This window comes from Aliidiomarina sanyensis (assembly GCF_003987175.1).
In the GTDB taxonomy this organism is placed as follows: Bacteria; Pseudomonadota; Gammaproteobacteria; order Enterobacterales; family Alteromonadaceae; genus Aliidiomarina; species Aliidiomarina sanyensis.
The window spans coordinates 114,417-135,550 of the sequence record NZ_PIPM01000003.1; the positions used below are offsets into that span (position 1 = coordinate 114,417).

General features: G+C 51.8%; 14 protein-coding genes and 3 tRNA genes. 3 read left to right on the plus strand and 14 right to left on the minus strand.

Going from position 1 to position 21,134, the window contains the following annotated elements; translation table 11 throughout:
• Window positions 1-67: 67 nt before the first annotated feature.
• The 11 genes from astE to dnaQ all read right to left on the minus strand — a co-directional run bounded on the left by astE (window position 68) and on the right by dnaQ (window position 14,103).
• Window positions 68-1,111, minus strand: coding sequence for a succinylglutamate desuccinylase (astE, locus tag CWE11_RS04250; protein ID WP_126776545.1), 1,044 nt, complete (start codon window positions 1,109-1,111; stop codon window positions 68-70).
• A gap of 31 nt (window positions 1,112-1,142) precedes the next feature.
• Window positions 1,143-1,871, minus strand: a complete 729-nt coding sequence (locus tag CWE11_RS04255; RefSeq protein WP_126776372.1) for a DUF599 domain-containing protein — start codon at window positions 1,869-1,871, stop codon at window positions 1,143-1,145.
• 116 nt (window positions 1,872-1,987) lie between these two features.
• The gene (locus CWE11_RS04260; protein ID WP_126776373.1) at window positions 1,988-5,149 is read right to left on the minus strand and encodes an efflux RND transporter permease subunit; all 3,162 of its coding nucleotides are present in this window, start codon (window positions 5,147-5,149) and stop codon (window positions 1,988-1,990) included.
• Window positions 5,149-6,381 (minus strand): efflux RND transporter periplasmic adaptor subunit, encoded by a 1,233-nt coding sequence (locus tag CWE11_RS04265; RefSeq protein ID WP_126776374.1) that lies wholly within the window; start codon window positions 6,379-6,381, stop codon window positions 5,149-5,151. Before CWE11_RS04265 ends, CWE11_RS04260 begins: the two co-directional genes overlap by 1 nt.
• Before the next feature lie 177 nt (window positions 6,382-6,558).
• Window positions 6,559-7,581, minus strand: a complete 1,023-nt coding sequence (gene tilS, locus CWE11_RS04270) for a tRNA lysidine(34) synthetase TilS (RefSeq protein ID WP_126776375.1) — start codon at window positions 7,579-7,581, stop codon at window positions 6,559-6,561.
• Window positions 7,582-7,592: 11 nt separating this feature from the next.
• A complete protein-coding gene (gene accA, locus CWE11_RS04275) occupies window positions 7,593-8,549 on the minus strand; it encodes an acetyl-CoA carboxylase carboxyl transferase subunit alpha (protein ID WP_126776376.1) in 957 nt (318 codons plus the stop codon).
• Window positions 8,550-8,564: 15 nt separating this feature from the next.
• Window positions 8,565-12,065 carry a DNA polymerase III subunit alpha gene (gene dnaE / locus CWE11_RS04280; protein ID WP_126776377.1) on the minus strand — a complete coding sequence of 1,167 codons (3,501 nt, stop codon included), beginning with the start codon at window positions 12,063-12,065 and terminating at the stop codon, window positions 8,565-8,567.
• Between the two features lie 243 nt (window positions 12,066-12,308).
• Window positions 12,309-12,385, minus strand: a tRNA-Asp gene (locus CWE11_RS04285).
• Between the two features lie 111 nt (window positions 12,386-12,496).
• Window positions 12,497-12,573, minus strand: a tRNA-Asp gene (locus CWE11_RS04290).
• A gap of 35 nt (window positions 12,574-12,608) precedes the next feature.
• A tRNA-Asp gene (locus tag CWE11_RS04295) sits at window positions 12,609-12,685 on the minus strand.
• 683 nt (window positions 12,686-13,368) lie between these two features.
• Window positions 13,369-14,103 carry a DNA polymerase III subunit epsilon gene (gene dnaQ / locus CWE11_RS04300; RefSeq protein WP_126776378.1) on the minus strand — a complete coding sequence of 245 codons (735 nt, stop codon included), beginning with the start codon at window positions 14,101-14,103 and terminating at the stop codon, window positions 13,369-13,371.
• A 112-nt stretch (window positions 14,104-14,215) separates the two neighbouring features.
• Here dnaQ and rnhA point away from each other — a divergent pair, with 112 nt between their 5' ends.
• Window positions 14,216-14,689: a ribonuclease HI gene (gene rnhA, locus CWE11_RS04305; RefSeq protein ID WP_126776379.1), complete on the plus strand. Its 474-nt coding sequence runs from the start codon at window positions 14,216-14,218 to the stop codon at window positions 14,687-14,689.
• On the opposite strand, the gene CWE11_RS04310 is transcribed toward rnhA, so the two are convergent.
• Window positions 14,686-15,453, minus strand: coding sequence for a class I SAM-dependent methyltransferase (locus CWE11_RS04310; RefSeq protein WP_126776380.1), 768 nt, complete (start codon window positions 15,451-15,453; stop codon window positions 14,686-14,688). The two genes, rnhA and CWE11_RS04310, sit on opposite strands and share 4 nt — an antisense overlap.
• A 50-nt stretch (window positions 15,454-15,503) precedes the next feature.
• On the opposite strand from CWE11_RS04310, the gene gloB reads away from it, so the two are divergent.
• Both gloB and CWE11_RS04320 read left to right on the plus strand, forming a co-directional pair.
• The gene (gene gloB / locus CWE11_RS04315; protein WP_126776381.1) at window positions 15,504-16,283 is read left to right on the plus strand and encodes a hydroxyacylglutathione hydrolase; all 780 of its coding nucleotides are present in this window, start codon (window positions 15,504-15,506) and stop codon (window positions 16,281-16,283) included.
• Between the two features lie 85 nt (window positions 16,284-16,368).
• Complete coding sequence (locus tag CWE11_RS04320) at window positions 16,369-17,970, plus strand: LysM peptidoglycan-binding domain-containing protein (RefSeq protein WP_126776382.1); 1,602 nt, start codon at window positions 16,369-16,371, stop codon at window positions 17,968-17,970.
• 71 nt (window positions 17,971-18,041) lie between these two features.
• Here CWE11_RS04320 and ligA read toward each other — a convergent pair whose 3' ends face one another.
• Complete coding sequence (gene ligA / locus CWE11_RS04325) at window positions 18,042-20,084, minus strand: NAD-dependent DNA ligase LigA (RefSeq protein ID WP_126776383.1); 2,043 nt, start codon at window positions 20,082-20,084, stop codon at window positions 18,042-18,044.
• A gap of 17 nt (window positions 20,085-20,101) precedes the next feature.
• Window positions 20,102-21,121 (minus strand): cell division protein ZipA, encoded by a 1,020-nt coding sequence (gene zipA / locus CWE11_RS04330; protein ID WP_126776384.1) that lies wholly within the window; start codon window positions 21,119-21,121, stop codon window positions 20,102-20,104.
• Window positions 21,122-21,134: the final 13 nt, after the last annotated feature.

Below are 21,134 nucleotides of genomic sequence, written 5' to 3' on the forward strand. Positions count from 1 at the left end.
TGAACGCATGGGAACGCCTGTGCACCATAGTGTACAGCCAAGTTTATAGCGCCACGCGTTAATCTGTTCAGACCAGATTCAATGTATCTGCGGGAATCGCAGTCACTGTCAATAGTGCACGCTGACCGAGGGCGACCTTCGCATTCGGGAAAATAATGGACTCTCCCTCCTGCTCGGCTTGATAGACGATATCGCCATCTCGGGCGAGGACATCGCCTTTTGCGAAAGACGTGAAGTTCGCAACATCGTCTGGAAAGTTCAGAGAAAAATCCGCTTGGGTTCGATTGATGCTCCGTAGCACCTGATATACGTGGTAGTCACCGGCGACAAAGCTTCCATCCACTTCAGCCCCTTGGGTTATGAGCCGCTTGAGTTGATTCTTTGTTTTCGCAAAACGCGTCATGTCGTTTTGACCAAACGGACGCACTTTACCAAGTTCCACCGTAAATCCGTGCGCTCGAAAGCGATTCACAGAAAAATAGGAGAAAGTCGTCGTAGGGCCGTCATTTAACAGGATAACTGGCACATCCATTTGTTTGAGGAGTTGCAGCTGTCGCTTGGAATAAGGGCGTCCATCTTGAAACGGATACACCGCAAATTTTTCGTGTGCCGAGTCCCGAATAGCCGTATGCATATCGTAATGGATTCGTTCCCGTGGTTCTGAAGCTGCGCGAGAAGAATTGAAAAACCGATCCATGTATATTTCGAGCTGTTTTGCACGCTCTCGCTCGCGATTAATCAATCCCTCTCCACGGCTATGAGCACCTGAAAACAAGCGATTCATGTTTTCTTCAACGAATCGCTCACCGATATTCATAGCAGCTGGATTAGCAATAAGAAACATCACGCGGCAGGTTGGGACGAGCTCACCTGTTCGAATTGCCTCAATTAACTCATCGACAATCTCAATTGGCGCCGTCTCATCCCCGTGCACAGCGCAACTCAAGACAAGATCGAGTGACGTATCGTTCAGCGGTGTGAACACGATAACACCGCTATCCCACACTTCGACCGTGACACCATTGGGAAGGATTTGTTTCGCGTGGATCGCCACACCCCATTCATGGGTTCGCGTGAACGCTAAAAAATTACCCGCAGGCACTTCTGTCATCACTTCAGACACACCATAAACCTCGTATACGTTATAAATCGCCTTTTTGCTTCGGCCCTGGCTCGTAGCCGTGTGTGGCAAGAAGCGCACGCAAAACGCGCGAATTGTACTCGCGGCGATACAGGACAGCCACGACAATCACACTCGAAAGCATCAGCAGCCAAGGACTCACAAACCAACACAAATAGGCGAGTGCAAAATAATAGGCTCTCAACCCATAGTTATATTCGTGACCCGCCTGATCCAACACTTTCGCTGCATTCAGCGAGAACGCCTCACGTTGTTCTTTTTCAACGGTTGGTCGGGAGATAGACGGTGCCATCCCTAAAAGAATGGAAACAAAACCAAATTGTCGAACGGCCCAGGTAAATTTGAAGAAAGCAAACACCATGATGCCCGCGATTCCCGCTAATTTGAGAAGCACCAAGCCATGCGATTGCTCCGCCGTAAACGGAATTTGTTCCAAGACGCGAACGAATGCGTCGTTCGATGCAATCACAGTCAAAACACCCGCGAGCACGAAAATTGTCGAGGAGGCAAAGAAAGTTACGGTTCGTTCCACATTCCCAACGAGCGCAGCGTCTGCAATGTGATGCTCTTTATGTACGACCGCATTCATCCACTCAACCCGAAGCGTGCAAAGAATACTGGAGAGGCTGTGTTGCGTTTTGGCTTTTCGCCGCGCAAACAAGGAGTATCCGATCCAAAAAAATAGGAACCAGATAAAAGCGACGATATCCAACAGGGGAATGTTTAGCATGGTTGAACACCTTCAAGTGCGCCAAGAAGAATAGTTAAGTAGGCGTTTAGTGTAGCTTTTTTCCACCAAGAAAAAAGGGGCAACGCCCCTTTCTTCACGAAAGATTCACGTCGAATCTACCCATTGTTCCCTTGCGCTTTGAGTTCCGCGAACTCTTCCTTCGACAAGACCTCTTTGCGACCCAATCCAAATAACTGTTTGAAGTCATTTTGAACGAGGTACAAACACGGAATGAGAAGCAAGGTAATCACGGTCGCAAACAAGATCCCAAAGGCCAATGAAACCGCCATAGGAATCACCATCTGAGCTTGCAAGCTACGTTCGAGAACGATCGGCGTGAGGCCTAAGAAAGTCGTTAAAGAGGTCAACACAATTGCCCTAAAACGAGCAGCTCCCGCATTGACCACGGCCTCTCGTAGGTCTTTAAATTCCGATTTAGTTTTATTGACGTAATCCACCAAAATTAGACTGTCATTCACCACCACACCAGCGAGCGCAATGATACCGAAGAGACTCAAGAGACTGAGTGGCATGCCCAGCACGAAGTGTCCGAAAATCGCACCGATCACCCCAAACGGAATCACCGACATAATCAGCAACGGTTGCAAATACGATTTCAACGGAATCGCCATCAGTACATAAATACCAACCAGTGCAGCGAGAGCTCCCCATGCTAACGCGACCAATGCTTGCGCTTGCTCAAGACTAGCCCCCTCAAGACCAAACCGGACGTTTGGATAATTCTCAAGAATCTCAGGTAAGTAGTTATCGCGAATATCGCGGACAATCACACCCGGTTCGACTCGGTCTTTGTCAACACGGGCTCGCACGGTGACCGCCCGGACGCCATTAATTCGGTTGATGGTCCCAAAACCTTCGCCCATTTGGGCCACAGCCACTTCCCGGAACGGCACCTCACGACCATCCGCTGTTCGGATCATCATGCTTTCCAAGTTACCGATAGAGCGCCGCTCTTCGAGCGGGTAGCGGATCATGACCCGAACTTCTTCATCATTGCGCGGTAATCGCTGCGCCTCGGCCCCAAAGAAGGCTTGGCGCACTTGAAGCGCAACATCTTGCAGGGAGAGACCGAGGGCATCGGCTTGCGGTAATAGGTTCAGTTGGACCTCTTCCCGCGCAATCCCGAAGGTGTCGGTAATATCAAATACCCCACCATATTGCGCTAGTTCAGTTCGTAGCGCTCGTGCTGCACCTGCTAGCTCCTCAAGGTTCGTTCCACTCAGCAAAAATTCGACGTCATATCCACCGCCTGGGCCGAAGTTTGCCGAGAAATTGAGATCCCGTGCACCGGGTATCTCCGGGGTGCGTTCCCGCCACTCATTAATGACCGCAAAGCCATCAATCTCGCGGCGTTCACTCTTTTCTAATTCGATAAAAATGGTTCCAGTCTCGGGTGAGTTCAGGAATACGTTGACGTGGCGAACAAGACTTGAACCATACTGCGCTTCATATTCCTCATTCATCGCCAACATGACTTCGCGAATGGAGCGGAGATTTTGGATGGTCCGTTCTTCGTTGGTTCCCGGCTGCATCTCAAGATTCGCCTGGATAAAGTCACTTGGGAGATTCGGGAAGAACACAAATCGAACCAAACCACCGCCCAACAAACCAAACATAATAATCATTAACGCGATAAACGCGGAAATCGTCGTGTAGCGATGACGTAAGCAGAGCTCCGCAAAGGGTTTGTAGCGGTTTTCGACAAAACCTTTTAAGCCTTCTGCAAACGTATTCCGGAACCGTTGGAATCGATTTTGTTTAGCGTCCGGAGTTTTGGAATACTTCATCCCATTGATGTGGGCCGGCAGAATCCACTTTGATTCAATGAGTGAGAAAATAAGACAGAAAATGACCACATAGGCGATGGATTCCCAGATAGGAGCCTGGGTTCCCCCGACAAACAGCATCGGCATGAACGCAACTATGGTTGTCAAAACGCCAAAGGTCGCAGGCACTGCTACGCGTTTGGCCCCTCGGATCACGTTCTCTTCAGATTTTCCATACTTCTCTATTTCGGAGTAGGCACTCTCCCCAATGATAATCGCATCATCGACCACGATCCCCAGCACCAATATAAAACCAAAGAGTGAAATCATATTGATGGAAACATCAAACATGTTGAGGTTCATCATGGCCAATGCGCCAAGGAAACACACCGGTAGACCGATCATGACCCAGAAAGCGAGCCGTAATTGCAAGAACAACGTCAGCGCAATAAAAACCAACGCAATCCCGAAATACATGTTTTTCAACATGAGATCGAGTCGTCCCTGCAAGTAAAACGACCGGTCGCCCCAATAAGCAATGTTCACACCTTGCGGCATCGTGTCCTGCCGTGCGTCGACATATTCCTTCACAGCTCGAGCCACTGCGAGCTCGTCCTGATCACCGACCACGTCAACCCGAACGAAAGTCGCCCGACTGCCATCAAATTCAGCAAACGCGCGGCTTTCGACAAAGCCATCGTTGACCACCGCGATATCCCCAAGTCGCAACCGCGTTCCGTCGTCACGACGCAGCAGGATGATATCCTCGAAATCACGGCCGGTATAACCTTGCCCTTTGGCACGCAAAAGAATGTCGCCATTTGGCGTCCGAATGGATCCACCGGGAACATCAATCGAGGTGCCGCGGACCGCTTGCACCACATCATTGAAGGTCAGACCAAACTGACGCAAATCATGCTCAGAAATTTCAATCGCAATCTCATCGTTGCGCGCACCAACCACAGTCGCGCGACTAATGCCCCGTAAACTGCGAATGTCATCGCGTACCGATTTCGCCAAGTTCTTCCGAGAACGCTCATCAATGTCACCAAAAATTGAAACCCAAATTACCGCTTGTTGTGGTCGCATGCGGTAGACCAATGGCGGTTCAATTTGTGCAGGGAAACTCGCGATGCTGTCCACGTTCATACGAACTTCATCCATCACCTCTTGAGTTTCATATCCCGAAGCGACTTCAATTGTGACCGTGCCCATTCCCTCCCGAGAGGTACTGCGAATTGCCCGAATTCCCTCGATCTCGTCGATGGCATCTTCAATGCGGACAATGACGCCCTGCTCCACTTCCTGCGGAGCCGCTCCCGGGTAAATCACTCGAACCATAATGGTATTTGGTTCAATGGTCGGGAACATTTGTTTGCGAATCGTAAAAATAGATACAACGCCCGCAATGATAATGAGGAACATCAATAAATTGGCGGCTACTCGGTTGCGGGTGAACCAAGCAATAATACCGGTCTCACGGGCTTCCATTAGGAATCGCCTCCAGCATCAACCGCAATGGCCTCATTGTTCTCTGTCCGTGAACGCTCACGGTCACGCGGTTCAATATCATCAGGGATACGCACTGACATGCCCGGTAACGGAGTGTCTAGTTGTGTCAGCAGCACACGTTCACCCGTCTCGAGACCAGCTTGGATGTAGGCGTGATCTCGGTCGAGTCGGTAAAGCTCAACGGAGCGCAGCTCGAGCACGCGATCGTCCGTGATAACCCACACTTGGCGATTCGAGTTCACAGCGTAGCGCGGCACTTGGGCTAACTTGGCCACTTCAATGCCTTGCACGAAAGCCCGAACAAAGCGACCAAATGTAAGAGGAACCGGATGCAAGTCAGCACGGCGGTTATATGGATCATCCACGCGCACGACAGCAAATGTCACTCGGGTTCCCATATCGACCATTCCTTCGGTCCGCACGAGAGAACCTTCCCACTCGTGGGTGCGCCCAGCAACTTCAGCCCGCAGACGAACGCGCGGACCAGGGAACTCCTCCGCTGTCGCAACGGGAACATCGAGTAACGAGAGATCGAAATCCGTCAATGGAAGGCGAATTTCCGCCACATCTGTCCCCATCAGTGTGCCAATATTTGCATTCACGGACACGAATTGTCCTAGATTGACATGACGGTTTTGGAGTACGCCAGAGAACGGCGCCCTCACCTCAGTGCGCTCAACATTGCGACGCGCTTGAGCTAGACGCGCTTCTGCGCTCTGTAAATTGGCCAACTCACTCGCTAATTGTGGACGACGCAAACCAAGCTCAGGAACTTCACCAGCTTGAATGGAGCGCCACTCAGCTTCTGCAACCTGACCACGTGCGCGCTCTTCAGCGACCATCGCCTGGGCACGAGCCACATTCGCTTTCGCTTCTTCCAATGCAGTTTGGTAATCGAAATCCTCAATGCGTAACATGACTTCACCCGCATCGAAAAAGCCGCCTGCGACTAATTTTGGCGAGAGCCAAGCAATACGACCGCTGATCTCAGTCGTGATTTGTGTCGTGTACCGAGGGCTAACATTCCCTTGTGCAGGCACTTCAAATTGCACGGTATCAAATTGGACCGGAATATATTCCACCAGAGGTGGAAGACGCTGCATGGGCGTTCGATCAGGCGCAGGCCGCATCATTACAAGCGCCACAACAATTAAAATTGCTCCAAGGATTAACGCAATGGGAAGAAAAATACTTCTGGATCTGCTCGCCATGAAGGTGTCCTGCAAGTAACTAATTATTGTTATGGGAATAACATGCCGTTGAATACCTTATTATCCCGCGTTTAGATCCGTCCGTCATCGTACTAATTGCAGAATATTTGTGCATTCTTGTCACGAAAGTGTAAGCGTATGTGTCCGAGTGTGCGAATAAAGCTTACTTTTGTTACGTTATTCGTTACTCAAAGGCAGCATTCGCAGCCATTTTTGTTGACGAATGACTTCAACCGCACCCCAACGAATCCGCACACGGCGACCGCCTTTACTCCGCTGAACTTGTTGTTGAAGTTCTAAAAGGATGCGGTGGGACGGCAGCTGAACGCCTTGGATTTCAAACCAGCCGCGCAACAGCGCACGTTGCAGCATCGGCTCAACATCCCACCAGTCGGTCCCTAAATAAAAACCTTCCGGTAACACGCGCCGCTCAAGAAAGGGCCGCAATAAACGCTCGAGAAGTGCATCCTGCTCCGCACAGAGCGCGGCAGAGCGCGCAATCGTTGATTGTACCGTCGGCCAACGCTTCTCAAGCACGGGAAGGATTTCATGACGCATAAAATTGCGATCAATTTGCGTATCCGTATTGGTCTCATCTTCAATCCAACGCAAACCGCGCGCATTCGCATAATGATAAATCTCTGCCTTGGTGTGTGCCAGCAGTGGGCGGACCAACCGACGTTCACAGGCGGATGAAGCTTGCGGTAGTCGAGTACGCAGCTCGGAGACGGAAGCCATTGCAGCAAGGCCCTTAGGCCCCGCACCACGACGCATTTGGAGCAAGAACGTCTCAACTTGATCTGTTCGATGTTGCCCCAACAGAATGACTGCATCCGGTTCGGTTAACTCGGCCATGCGTTGATAACGCGCTAGCCGCCCTTGCTCTTCTTTGCTCTGTCGTGCGCCCTGCGGAACTTTCAAAGGCTCGACAATCGCATCGATCGATACGCGTTCGCATTCGTGGCGAAGGAATTCAGCCCACTCAGGCGAGTCTGGATGGAAAAAATGGTCTAAATGGATGGCAAGAAAGCGATACTGCGGATGGTCTTCTCGAAACCGCAGGGTGAGATCGAGGACGGACTGAGAGTCTGCTCCGCCACCGAGTGCAACGACAATTTGCTGACCCGCCTGCAATGCAAGCGAGTCCAGCAAATGAGTGTACGAGGCATAAAAATCCTCGACCACGGAGGATAGATTCAACAGGGATTGCCTTAGCAGTATCCAAACGACATCAGTTTCTTATATCGCTTATCCAATAGCTCTTGTTTGGACAGCGATGACAATGATTCCAAATCATCCACGAGACGACGCTTTAGACGCGCAGCCATTTCTTCGTAGTCACGATGCGCGCCACCAAGCGGCTCTGGGATGATTTCATCAATGAGGCCGAGAGCTTGCGAACTTTGTGCCGTCACGCCCATCGCCTCAGCTGCGAGTTCCGCCTTCGTTGCACTCTTCCATAGAATCGAGGCACAACCTTCCGGTGAAATAACCGAATAGGTGCTGTATTGCAGCATATTCACGCGATCACCGACCCCAATGGCCAAGGCTCCACCCGAGCCACCCTCACCAATCACGGTGCAGATCGTAGGTACTTTGAGGCGCGACATCACTTTCAAGTTGCGTGCGATGGCTTCACTTTGCCCGCGCTCTTCAGCGCCAATCCCTGGATAGGCTCCCGGAGTATCGATAAAAGTGATAATCGGCATATTAAACCGCTCGGCCATTTCCATTAAACGCAGCGCTTTACGATACCCTTCCGGTTTTGGCATACCAAAGTTACGACGCACCTTTTCTTTGGTTTCTCGGCCTTTTTGCTGACCGATAATCATCACAGGCTGCCCATTTAAACGGGCGATTCCACCTACGATTGCTTTGTCATCGGCAAACGCACGGTCACCCGCGAGCTCATCAAATTCAGTGAAGATCAACTTGATATAGTCGAGAGTGTATGGACGCAGAGGATGCCGTGCGAGCTGTGCGACTTGCCATGCACCTAAATCCGAGAAAATCTTCTCAGTTAATTCAGTTTTCTTCTTCTGTAGCTGTTTGATTTCTGACTCGAGATCGATATCAAGGCCACCTTTTGCGCCCACGGCTTTCAGCTCGTCGATCTGCGCTTGCAGTTCCGCAATGGGTTGTTCGAACTCTAAAAAATTCAAATTCATCAGTGCTTCCAGATGTTAGTTAAAGTTCAGTTGGACACCTTCCTCGCCCACCTGAATTCGTAATTGATAAATCAATTCATCACTTGGTTCGACATACCAGTCGACACCGGACTCGAGTGTAACGTTCGCTCCATCGATCGCACATAAAAAGCGTACCGGGCATGTGCCTTTCGGCGCATCCCGTAATGTGTTGACCAGTGCCTGCACCGGCGCGCGGCGTGACGCATCACTAGCTTGGATGGCGGTCCGAAGATTCAACGTCACATCCAATGAACTCACATATTGCGCCCGAGCTTGCTCTAGGGTCATGATTTCATTGATGGTCATTGTATTGCCACCGCTGAAAGAATCAAAGCGGACCTCTCCTTTTACCCACAGAATTTGATCTTTCTCGAGTAAGGGAGCATACCGCTCATACTCTTGATTAAACAAGCGTACATCTATCCGCGCACTTTTGTCGTCTAGGGTAACAAGCGCCCAACGTTGGCCCTTTTTGTTCACCATGCTTCGAACATCCAGCACCAAGCCAGCGACCGAGACATTATCGGCCTTGCGCATATCTTTGATATCAGCAATTCGACCGCTGGTGTATTTCGACAGTTCTTTCCGATAACGGTTCAGAGGGTGTCCCGTCAAATACAACCCAAGGGTCTCACGCTCGCCATCGAGCCAAACCCCCTCTGGCCATTCAGGAACATGTTCAAATTCATGTTCAATCGCATCCGGCTCTGCCGTTAGCACACCAAATAAATCATGCTGGCCCACAGCCTCCGCATGGGCATGCTGTTCCGCTTGCCGCATCGCTTTCTCTAAGCTGGCCATGAGTGTTGCCCGATGCGGGCCGAGCGAATCCATAGCACCCGCTTTAATCAACCTTTCCATCACGCGTCGATTAAGTTTCTTCAAGTCCACACGACAACAAAAATCGAATAAGTCACTGAATGGACCGCCCGCTTCCCGAGCAGCAATAATGGATTCAATCGGGCCCTCACCAACACCTTTGATCGCGCCAATGCCGTAAACCACCCGTTGTTCATCATCCACTGTAAACTTATAACGGCCCACATTGACATCCGGCGGAAGAATCGTCAGCCCCATCCGCTCACACTCATCCACGAGCGTCACAATCTTATCGGTATTATCCATATCGGCCGACATCACTGCCGCCATAAACTCAGCGGGATAATGGACCTTCATCCAAAGTGTCTGATAGCTCACCAATGCATAAGCAGCAGAATGCGATTTATTGAATCCGTAGCCCGCGAATTTCTCCACTAGATCAAAGATCTTCATCGCCAATTCAGGATCAATGTTATTTTGCGCCGCACCTTCACGGAAGACTTCCCGCTGCTTGGCCATTTCCTCAGGTTTTTTCTTACCCATTGCGCGTCGCAGCAAATCCGCACCACCCAAGGTGTAACCGGCGAGCACCTGAGCAATCTGCATCACCTGTTCTTGGTATAGAATGACGCCATAAGTCGGCTCAAGAATTGGTTTTAAGCTCTCATGCTGCCAAGTGACATCTGGGTAGGAGATTTCCTCTCGACCATGCTTGCGATCAATGAAGTTATCGACCATCCCTGATTGCAGCGGTCCGGGACGAAAAAGTGCCACCAGTGCGATAATATCTTCAAAGCTATCCGGCAACAGCCGCTTTATAAGCTCTTTCATCCCACGGGATTCAAGCTGGAAAACCGCAGTGGTTTCACCCGACTTGAGCAATTTAAAACAGGTTTTATCGGTTAGTGGAATCGATTCAATGCGAATCGGTTTTTCGTTACGCACCGAGCGGCGCGCATTGACCATATCAAGCGCCCACTGAATAATGGTCAACGTCCGCAAACCAAGGAAATCGAACTTCACCAAACCCGCGGTTTCTACATCATTTTTGTCAAACTGCGTAACCGGGTAACGCCCCTCGGAATCACAATAAAGTGGCGTGAAGTCGGTGATCTGGGTCGGTGCAATCACGACTCCACCCGCGTGCTTGCCAGCATTTCGTGTGACACCTTCTAAACGACGTGCCATATCAATGACTTCACGAACTTCGTCATCATCGTCATACAGCTCTTGCAGACGAGGTTCTTGCTCGAACGCCAAGTCTAACGTCATCCCAGGCGTGGGTGGAATCAGTTTAGAAATTCGATCCACAAACCCATAGGGATGCCCAAGAACCCGACCGACATCACGAACCACGGCTTTCGCAGCCATGGTTCCGAAGGTGATAATTTGTGAGACCGCCTCGCGGCCATACAGCTCGGCAACGTGGTCAATCACCTCATCGCGTCGGTCCATACAAAAATCGACGTCAAAGTCGGGCATCGAGACCCGCTCTGGATTCAAAAAGCGTTCGAAAAGCAAATCAAACTCAAGCGGGTCAAGATCAGTGATTTTCAACGCATAAGCCACTAACGAACCAGCGCCTGAACCACGCCCCGGTCCGACGGGAATCCCGTTGTCTTTACTCCACTGGATAAACTCCATCACAATTAAGAAGTAACCGGGAAAGCCCATGTTGTTAATGACCTCGAGCTCGATTCTTAATCGCTCGTCATATTCAGGGCGGCGTTGCGCTCGAATTTCAGGATCAGGGAACAAGAACGCAAGGCGCTCCTCAAGACCTTCTTGCGACTTTTGTACCAAAAACTCGTCTTCTGTTAGTCCACCCGTGGGAAAGTTAGGCAAGAAATATTCATGCAAACGAACAGAAACATTGCACCGCCGTGCAATTTCAACCGTGTTTGCCAGTGCCTCGGGAATATCCGCAAACAGCGCCACCATTTCATCGGCTGTTCTCAGATATTGCTGATCACTGTAATGCTTGGGTCGGCGGGGATCCGCCAGTGTGTATCCGTCATGAATCGCCACACGAATTTCATGGGCTTCATGATCTTCAGCCTGCAAGAACACTACATCATTGGTCGCAACGACCGGCAAATTCTGCTCGGTGGCCAACTCAACGGCTGCATGCAAGTAGCGCTCCTCATCCGGCCGCCCCGTTCGAATCAACTCAAGGTAAAACCGGTCAGGGAAGTGCTCTTGATAAAAGCCCACCGATTGCTCGAGCGCTTTCCGATTATTCCGCAGTAGCGCACGACCAACATCGCCTTGCCGCGCCCCTGAGAGCAGCAAAATACCCGCTCCATGTTCTGCAAGCCAGGCTTGATCAATACAGGGTTTATCGCAGCGATGCCCTCGGAGATACGCTTCAGAAATCAATACCGTTAAGTTCTTGTAGCCGGTATCGTTCATGCATAGGGCAGTTAATCGGAATGGTTCGTCTGGAAAGTCTTCGCTGAGAACATTGAGATCACACCCAATCAGTGGCTTAATCCCAAGACCTCGCGCAGTCTGATAATACCGCACCAAACCACAGAAATTCATTTCATCGGTGAGCGCCATCGCTGGCATTTCAAGATCAGCCACGCGATTGCACAACGGCTTCACTTTCTGCAAACCATCCACCATGGAGAAATCACTGTGGATTCGTAGGTGAACAAACGCCGGTGCCGTCATAAATTCCGCTCAACTCTTCTTGTTCTTCGAGCCGTTTATTGTGCCCATTCCTTCCGCCCAAAGCAATGCGTTGATGCCCTCAATCTCGGAGTCAATGTATGGTACCCAACGGTGCGTTGGAAAACGGGAATAGAGTCTGCTGATTGCCTAGCGTGGGTCAATCCCCGCTTAGCCTTCGGGGAGGATAGAACAAACAAAAAAATCCCACTCAAGGGATGCGAAATATCAGAACTGAAGGGAAAGTGGCGGAGCGGACGGGACTCGAACCCGCGACCCCCGGCGTGACAGGCCGGTATTCTAACCAACTGAACTACCGCTCCGCAGCAAAAATGCTGTTGAACACCGCTGCGCGAGGTAGTTCATCGTGCGCAGTGATGTGATTCAGGTCGGGTGCATTTCACGCTTTACTTCACTCGAGAATAAAGCAGAAATGGCGGAGCGGACGGGACTCGAACCCGCGACCCCCGGCGTGACAGGCCGGTATTCTAACCAACTGAACTACCGCTCCTGACCGTGAATCTGGTTGAAGGCGTTACAGCGACGTGGCGGAGCGGACGGGACTCGAACCCGCGACCCCCGGCGTGACAGGCCGGTATTCTAACCAACTGAACTACCGCTCCACGTGTCTCGCTTTGTAACGCGATTGAATGCTTAGGCATCCCCTCAACGCGGCGAGGATAATACGAGGCCGAATGCGCGGAGTCAACCCCTTTTTTTACACTTTTCCGCTCGATTGCTCAGCTTTAAACCAATTGCCGATTTCCCATCCAATCTCTGCCGAACAAATGCACAACTGCGTTGGCTACGATGCGTTGGCTACGATGCGTTGGGCGTGAGGGTTGGAGTCTGTGCCGTCGCCGGGTGTCTGCCGCAGGGATGCGGCAGCCAAGCCTACATGGATGTATACACGGCGTCCCGGTGAGGGCATGACTCCCTCCCGAGCAAAACCCAACGCATTGCGTTGGCTACGATGCGTTGGGTGTGAGGGTTGGAGTCTGTGCCGTCGCCGGGTGTCTGCCGCAGGGATGCGGCAGCCAAGCCTACATGGATGTATCCACGGCGTCCCGGTGAGGGCATGACTCCCTCCCGAGCAAAGCCCAACGCATTGCGTTGGCTACGATGCGTTGGCTACGATGCGTTGGCTACGATGCGTTGGGTGTGAGGGTTGGAGTCTGTGCCGTCGCCGGGTGTCTGCCGCATGGATGCGGCAGCCAAGCCTACATGGATGTATACACGGCGTCCCGGTGAGGGCATGACTCCCTCCCGAGCAAAGCCCAACGCCCCGTTACGGAACATGCGTTGGCTACGAGGAGCCTTGTGGCCATTTGACCTGAACGCCTTGAGCGGCGATCGCTTCGAGGTAGGCTTGATGTGCAGCCGCTTCCTCGCTGCTCGCTTTGATCACCCGAAGTTCAGGACGCTCACTCGAGAGCCGTTTAATACCCTGTTCTTGCGTTTGTCCTTTCTTTTTATTCGGGACGAATAGCTTGCGCTGCCCGCCCGTCATCATCAAATAGACGTCCGCCAAAATCTCGGCATCGAGCAACGCACCATGCAACGTTCGATGCGCATTCTCCACATCAAATCGCTTACATAGTGCATCAAGGCTATTACGTTGCCCTGGGAAACGCTCGCGCGCATAGGTCAAGGTGTCAAAAACCGTCGAGTAATCGGAAATTTGCCCCTTGTGAGAACCAAGCAAGCGTAACTCGTGATTCAAGAAACCCACATCAAAGGGCGCGTTGTGAATAACCAGCTCCGCCCCACGAATGTATTCAATAAAATCATCGGCTACTTGAGCAAATACCGGCTTATCTTGCAAAAACTCGTTAGTGATTCCATGCACGCGAATGGCTTCTTCTTCAACCAAGCGTTCCGGATTGAGGTAAACATGGAAGTGATTACCGGTCAGTTTCCGACCGATCATCTCAACGCATCCAATCTCGATCACCCGATGTCCTTTCTCAGGATCGATCCCAGTCGTCTCTGTATCCAAGATAACCTGTCGCTTGTGCGCATCTGCGTTCGTCTGATCCAATTCTTTACCCTACCCTCGTTTGTGTCCGTCCCCGTGCCCACGTATACTCGCATCACCTCGACGGTTTTCAGCCGTCAATTTGTATCATAAAGCGAACCACACGACAGAACAAATGACGAAAAAAAAAGAAGTGGTGATTTACACGGATGGTTCCTGCTTGGGCAACCCAGGTCCTGGCGGCTATGGAATTGTCATGAAATATGGCAAACATCGAAAAGAACTCGCGGAAGGCTACCAGCGAACCACCAATAACCGGATGGAACTTCTTGCGGCCGCAGTTGCGCTTGAAGCGCTTCTACGTCCCTGTGCAATTCAGCTATATACTGATAGCGAATATGTACGCCAAGGTATTACCCAATGGTTGGCTGGCTGGAAACAAAAGGGTTGGCGTACCAGTCAGAAGAAACCCGTGAAGAATGTGGACCTATGGCAGCGACTTGATGCTGCTCAAGCACGTCATACCATTGAATGGCATTGGGTCAAAGGTCACTCTGGTCATCCGGAGAACGATCGATGTGACGAGCTCGCAAGACAGGCGGCTACGCACGACGCCCATCGCGAAGATACCGGCTACATACCGGACTAAGGCATTTTATCCCTTTGCTGTACAAGATGGGCTGAGCGTGCGCTTGGGATCCGAGCACTTGCAGTCGCAATCTCCGTGCTCTGTCGTCGGGCCCGCTGCAAACGAACCGGTGTAATCGGCCACTCACGTTTGCGTGCAATTAAATAATATCCCCCGCTCAAACGAGGCCATGAGCGGAGCAGCCATCCCCACCCCCGCTCCGGATCGCGGACCGTTGGAATAGGAGCTCCTGCGGCGAAATATCCATCGTGAATGACCTCATAGTGCATTAAATCTAGCCAGTCCGTTACACGGTTTTTGCTAAATAAACGACTATTCATTAGCCCCGATTCACGCCAACTCGGCCACAGCCGAGGCAAAATCGTTGGACTCCACGGATTGGTCAGGGCAAGAATCAGATGCCCGTCCGCTCGCAACATCCGATCCACCTCACGAAGAATTTCATGGGGGTCTTCGGCGTATTCTAAAACATGCGCCATTAAGACAGCGTCAACCGTATTTTCCTGAAACGGCAATGCGCTCAAGCGCGCTTGAATATCTGCTGAGTCAAAGGTACCAACCGTGTATTGTTCCCGAATTCTGCAATCGTTCGGGAGTTTGGCACTTAATGAGCCTAGCTTTATAAGATAGTGACCGAACAAGGTTTCCCAATGAGGTTCGAGCGCTCGCGCTAACGAATCACGCCACCACGCACCGTGGGGCATCGAATGCCACCCTTTCGGCGGTTCCGGAGCATGTTCAATACGAGCGGGTTTAAACCACATAGGATTTCCTTTTATACTGACCAAAACAGCATAACAGGTCGAGGTGAGAAATGCGTATTCATCCAGTCGCTGCTTTTCAAGATAATTATATCTGGATCATCGACACCGCTGCCAAGGGTTCGGACCATGAACCCTGTGTGATCGTCGACCCCGGCGATGCCGAACCCGTTCTTGCCTACCTCGAACAAGAGAGACTGCGCCCAGAGGCGATTCTCCTTACCCACCATCATTGGGATCATACGGGCGGCGTTAATAGTATTTTGGAACACTTCCCGTGCCCCGTATACGGTCCTTACAGCGATAAAATCCCACAAGTAAGCCATCGATTAACTGAAGGTGACCGGATTAGCCTGCTTGCCGGAGCATTAAATCTCGAGGTAATCGCATGTCCGGGACACACCCTCGATCACATCGCATTTTACGGTGATGAGCGCTTGTTTTGCGGGGATACTTTATTTGCTGGGGGATGCGGTCGTATGTTCGAGGGGCACCCTGCGCAATTTTGGGAATCTTTGCAAAAACTAGCAGTACTTCCCGAGAAAACCAAGGTATATTGTGCCCACGAATACACGGCTGCAAACTTACGCTTCGCGGCTCGCGTTGAGCCCAACAATGAAGCAATTCAGGCCCGCTTAGCGCAGGTTGAACAGTTACGAGCCGATGGTCAGGTGACACTTCCGTCGGTTCTTGCCGATGAGCATGCCACCAACCCTTTTTTACGAGCAGAAAAAAGTTCTGTTCGTAACGCTGCAGAAACAAAAGAAAAACACCCTTTGGCCACGCCAACCGAGGTGTTCGCAGCAATTCGGCGCTGGAAAGATAGCGCTTGAGTGATTAAAATGTGCGCAATTTAGGTTTACCTGCCCCTTTGCAGGGATGCCGATAAATAATTAAGAACTAACGTTAGGGGACTTCATGAAGCGAGTGCTTATCGCCGCCTCTGCTTTGTTTGTTTTGAGTGGCTGTCAATTGACCGGCTCGGATACTGACCAAGCAGCAACACCCACAAAAGAATATCCACTTCAGGAAGGATTACACCGCTATGCATTGGTGCATCCGGTACTGGTTGAATCTACTAGCCGTGATGAAGAACTTCCTGCACAGTTACAAGCCGACATCTGGGACCGCATCCGTTTGCAGATGAGTCTTGAGGTGCCTGATCATCCATTGGTTCAAACGCACCGAGATTGGTATTTGCGTCATCCCGGTTACATTGATCGCGTGGCGCAACGTGCAGCGCCGTTCCTACATATGATCGTGGAAGAAATCGAAAAGCGGGATTTGCCTGTTGAATTGGTCTTAGTGCCCGTGATTGAAAGCGCTTTTGATACCTTCGCGTATTCCCATGGTCGAGCGAGCGGGATTTGGCAGTTTATTCCTAGCACAGCCCGTTTTTATGGCCTAGACATTAACTGGTGGTACGACGGTCGCCGTGACGTTATGGCTGCTACCACAACAGCATTAGACTACTTTGACCGCCTTGGACAAACGTTTGATGGCGATTGGCTCCTGGCGTTAGCTGCCTACAACGGTGGGCAAGGTCGCGTGCTCGGTGCCGTCCGTCGGAACGAACAAGCAGGCCGGGGCACAGATTTCTGGTCATTGGATAGTTTGCCGCGCGAAACGCGCAACTATGTCCCTAAAATTTTAGCCCTCGCCAGTCTTTTAAAAGATAGCGAAACCTACGCCGTGACTTGGCCCTACATTCCAAATCAGCCCGTGATGGAAATGGTCGATGTCGGTCAACAGATCGACTTAGCACTCGCAGCCGAGATGGCTGGGCTCAGCCTGGAAGAATTGCATCGCTATAATTCAGGGTACAATCGTTGGGCGACCGCTCCCGATGGTCCGCACACACTCCTCCTCCCGATCGAGCGTGCGCGCCAATTTCAAGATGCGCTCCAGAACACCGACCCGGCGGAGTGGCTTGCGTGGGAGCGCCATCAAGTTCGTTCCGGTGAAAGCCTGATTACCATCGCACGACGCTACAACACAACCCCAACGGCCATTCAGCAGTTTAATAACTTGAGTGGCACCATAATTCGTCAGGGGCAATACCTCTTGATCCCGGTCGCCAGTCAAGACCTCGAGCGGTACACGTTAAGCGCTGAACAGCGATTGGCGAGCACGCAAAATCGCCAGCAAGGCACCCGAGTTGAACATCGCGTAACGCGCGGTGATACCTTGTGGGATCTCTCGCGCACCTACGGAGTGACAGTGGCAAATTTAGCGCGTTGGAATAATATGGCCCCAGGCGACATGCTGCGGCCTGGCCAAACCTTGGTCATTTGGCAGAATCAACAGACCGCGACAACGGCAAGCACGAGTGGCAGCACGCCTGTCATGCGCACTATTCAATATCAAGTCCGCTCGGGTGATTCATTAGCGCGTATCGCCTCGCGCTTTCGTGTCACGGTTGCTGACATCGAGCGCTGGAATTCCATCAGCCGCGATCGGTTTTTGCAACCCGGTCAACGGCTCACCCTGCATGTCGATGTCACACAAGTGAATATTTAATTCCTGAGTTTGAACCGACAAAAAAGAGCGCTTTTTAAGCGCTCTTTTTGTTTGCCGAGGTGCTGGCATTCTTACTGGTAGGAAGCAAGGAGCGCCTGAAGTTCGTCTTCAGACAGAATGGGGACCCCCAGACTTTCCGCTTTCGCGAGCTTTGATCCTGCGGCTTCACCTGCAACAACTGCTGTCGTTTTCTTCGACACGCTACCGGCCACTTTCGCACCCAATGCTTGCAACGCAGCTTTCGCTTCGTCCCGCGTCATTGTGGATAAAGTACCGGTCAATACGTAGGTGGTACCCGCAAGGGGCTGCTCCTCCGCCGATTTAACTTCAATATCAGGCCAGTGAACCGGCTTTTCGCCCTGAGTAAGCGCGGCAATCACATCACGATTATGCGGTTCACGGAAGAAGTTAAAAATATGCTCAGCGACCACCACGCCAACATCAGGAACCCCTTGCAAGGATTCCTCAGTGGCATCCATCAGTGCTTGTAGACTACCGAAGTGCTGCGCGAGATTCTGAGCTGTCGCTTCACCTACCTCACGAATACCCAAACTATAAAGAAACTTCGGTAACGTCGTTGCACGTGATTTCTCAAGGGCCTGGACAAGATTCTCTGCAGATTTCTCCCCCATGCGCGGGAGGGAGGCTAATTCACGCACGGTGAGTTGAAAGAGGTCCGCTGGGTGCTTAACCCATTCACGCTCGACCAGCATATCAACGAGCTTGTCCCCCAAGCCCTCCACATCGAGAGCTTTACGTGATGCAAAGTGTTTGATCGCCTCTTTGCGTTGCGCGGCGCAGAACAGACCACCAGTACACCGCGCGACCGCCTCGCCCTCGACCCGTTCGATCGCAGAATCACAGACCGGACAGGTTTCTGGAAATTGGACAGGTTGGGTTTGTTCTGGTCGATCATCGAGCACGACCCCAACAATCTGCGGAATCACATCGCCCGCACGACGAACGATCACGCGATCGCCAATTCGCACCCCAAGACGCTCGATTTCGTCCGCGTTATGCAAGGTCGCATTTGACACCACCACACCGGCAACCTCCACCGGCTCAAGCCGTGCAACCGGTGTCACTGCGCCGGTCCGACCGACTTGAAAGTCTACACCACGGAGCCAGGTGAGCTGTTCTTGGGCAGGAAACTTGAAAGCAATTGCCCAGCGCGGCGCACGCGAAACAAAACCAAGATCCTCCTGCAACCCTATGGAGTCGAGCTTAAAGACCACTCCGTCGATCTCATAAGGCAACTGATCCCGTTTCTCGCCGATACGCGCGTAGTAATCAAAACACGCTTCACTTGAGTTGAGCCGCTGAACTTCAGGGCAGACGGGCAGGCCCCATTCTCTTAATTGTTGAAGCCGTTGATAATGACTGTCATCGTCCAAACGACGCTCCGGCACCACGGTTCCCATGGCATATGCGTAAAAACTTAATGGCCTTTTCGCGGTGACTCGCGAGTCTAATTGCCGCAAACTCCCCGCTGCCGCATTTCGTGGGTTGGCAAACACTTTTTCACCATGAGCCCGTGCGTGTTCATTCATCGCTTCAAAGCCCGCACGAGTCATAAATACCTCACCACGCACTTCCACACGCTCAGGAAAGTGACCACGAAGCCGCAAGGGAATAGCGCGGATCGTTCGCACGTTCGCGCTGATGTCCTCGCCTTGATAACCATCTCCTCGCGTGGCTGCGCGCACCAATTTGCCCTGCTCATACAATAAGCTGACCGCGAGACCATCTAGCTTTGGTTCGGCGCACCAGGCCAGTGCCTCTGGAGACTCCCCCGACCGTTCACTCACGCGGCGGATAAAAGCGCGCATCTCATCGGCATCAAAGGCGTTATCGAGGGATAGCATGGGGACTTCGTGGAGCACTTCAGCGAAAGCCCCTGCTGGGGGTGCACCAACCCGTTGGGTCGGTGATGTATCCGATTGCAACTCCGGATGTTCCGCTTCGATGCGCTGCACTTCCCGAAACAGCCGGTCATATTCCGCATCGGGAACGCTCGGCTGAGCGAGAACATAATACTCGTAGTTATACTGATCGAGTCGCTCACGCAGCGACTCAAGACGCTGTGCCACGTCCGCGTGATCTGTCTCTGTCATGACTTCATTCGCTTATTCTATTGGGACGAGCGCAATCCGGCGAGTCGCGCTTTGCGTTCAAACTCACGAATTCGTTGATACGTGTGCTGGACCGACTGTTTGGTCATTGGGTTGCGGTTGTGATCCAAGACTGCAGCCCGCGGCATGGCATCCGCAATCTTATTTGCGGCGTTATACATCATGGTAAATGCTTTGTGCCCGTCATATTTAATGGGTAATGCCATAAATAACACCACGCCTCGGGTACGGAAGCTGTCGATGTCATCGAGATCGAAAGTACCTGGGTTGTACATGTTGGCCATACGAAATAACAGAGGGCCACGACCAGAAGGCTGCTCGTACCGATGGAAAATATCCATATCCCCAAACTTGAGGCCTAGTTCAGTCACAGTTTGGAGCAATAAAGGCCCCTGAATGTCACCTGAAACGTAAAGTGTAATGACTTCTTCTTTTGGTGGTTCCTCTGATACGTCTTCGAGGTGATCTTCCGGAAGACCAATCGCAAGCTGTTCAACCTCGCGGGGATCCTGATTTGCAGTCATGGCAGCAGATTCCGCTTCACCGCTTTCCCGTTCCGCGCGCATGGGTTGGGCTGGTACATCACTTGGTTTGCTATTTTCTACAGAACCACGGTCCGCCCGTAACGATGGCAACTCCGGTTCATCATCCAATGCTTTCGCGCGCACCGGCGCGTCCGCACCATCCACCTCATGCAGGTTTTGATTCGAAATCGTTTGAACTTGCGACTCACCTTCTGGCTGCTCGGGCGCAGCTGCGCTCTTTTTCTTTAACCGAACTTTGCTCAACCCCAGTTCGTCGAAACTATCTGGCGCCTCTCGCTCATCCGCGTGCGGATCATCGGCTCCCGAGAGCAGGTCCGCTTGTGCTCCTTTTTGGCGTTTATTCGCGCCCTGATGTTTATCAACTTTACCTTGAGCACGTTGCTGATTACTCCGCAACGTCCAGAGGCCATGGGCCACCAAACCAATGATGACCGCAATCCCTAGCAAAATCAGTATGACTCGAAAACTATCCATTGCTGCTACCTGT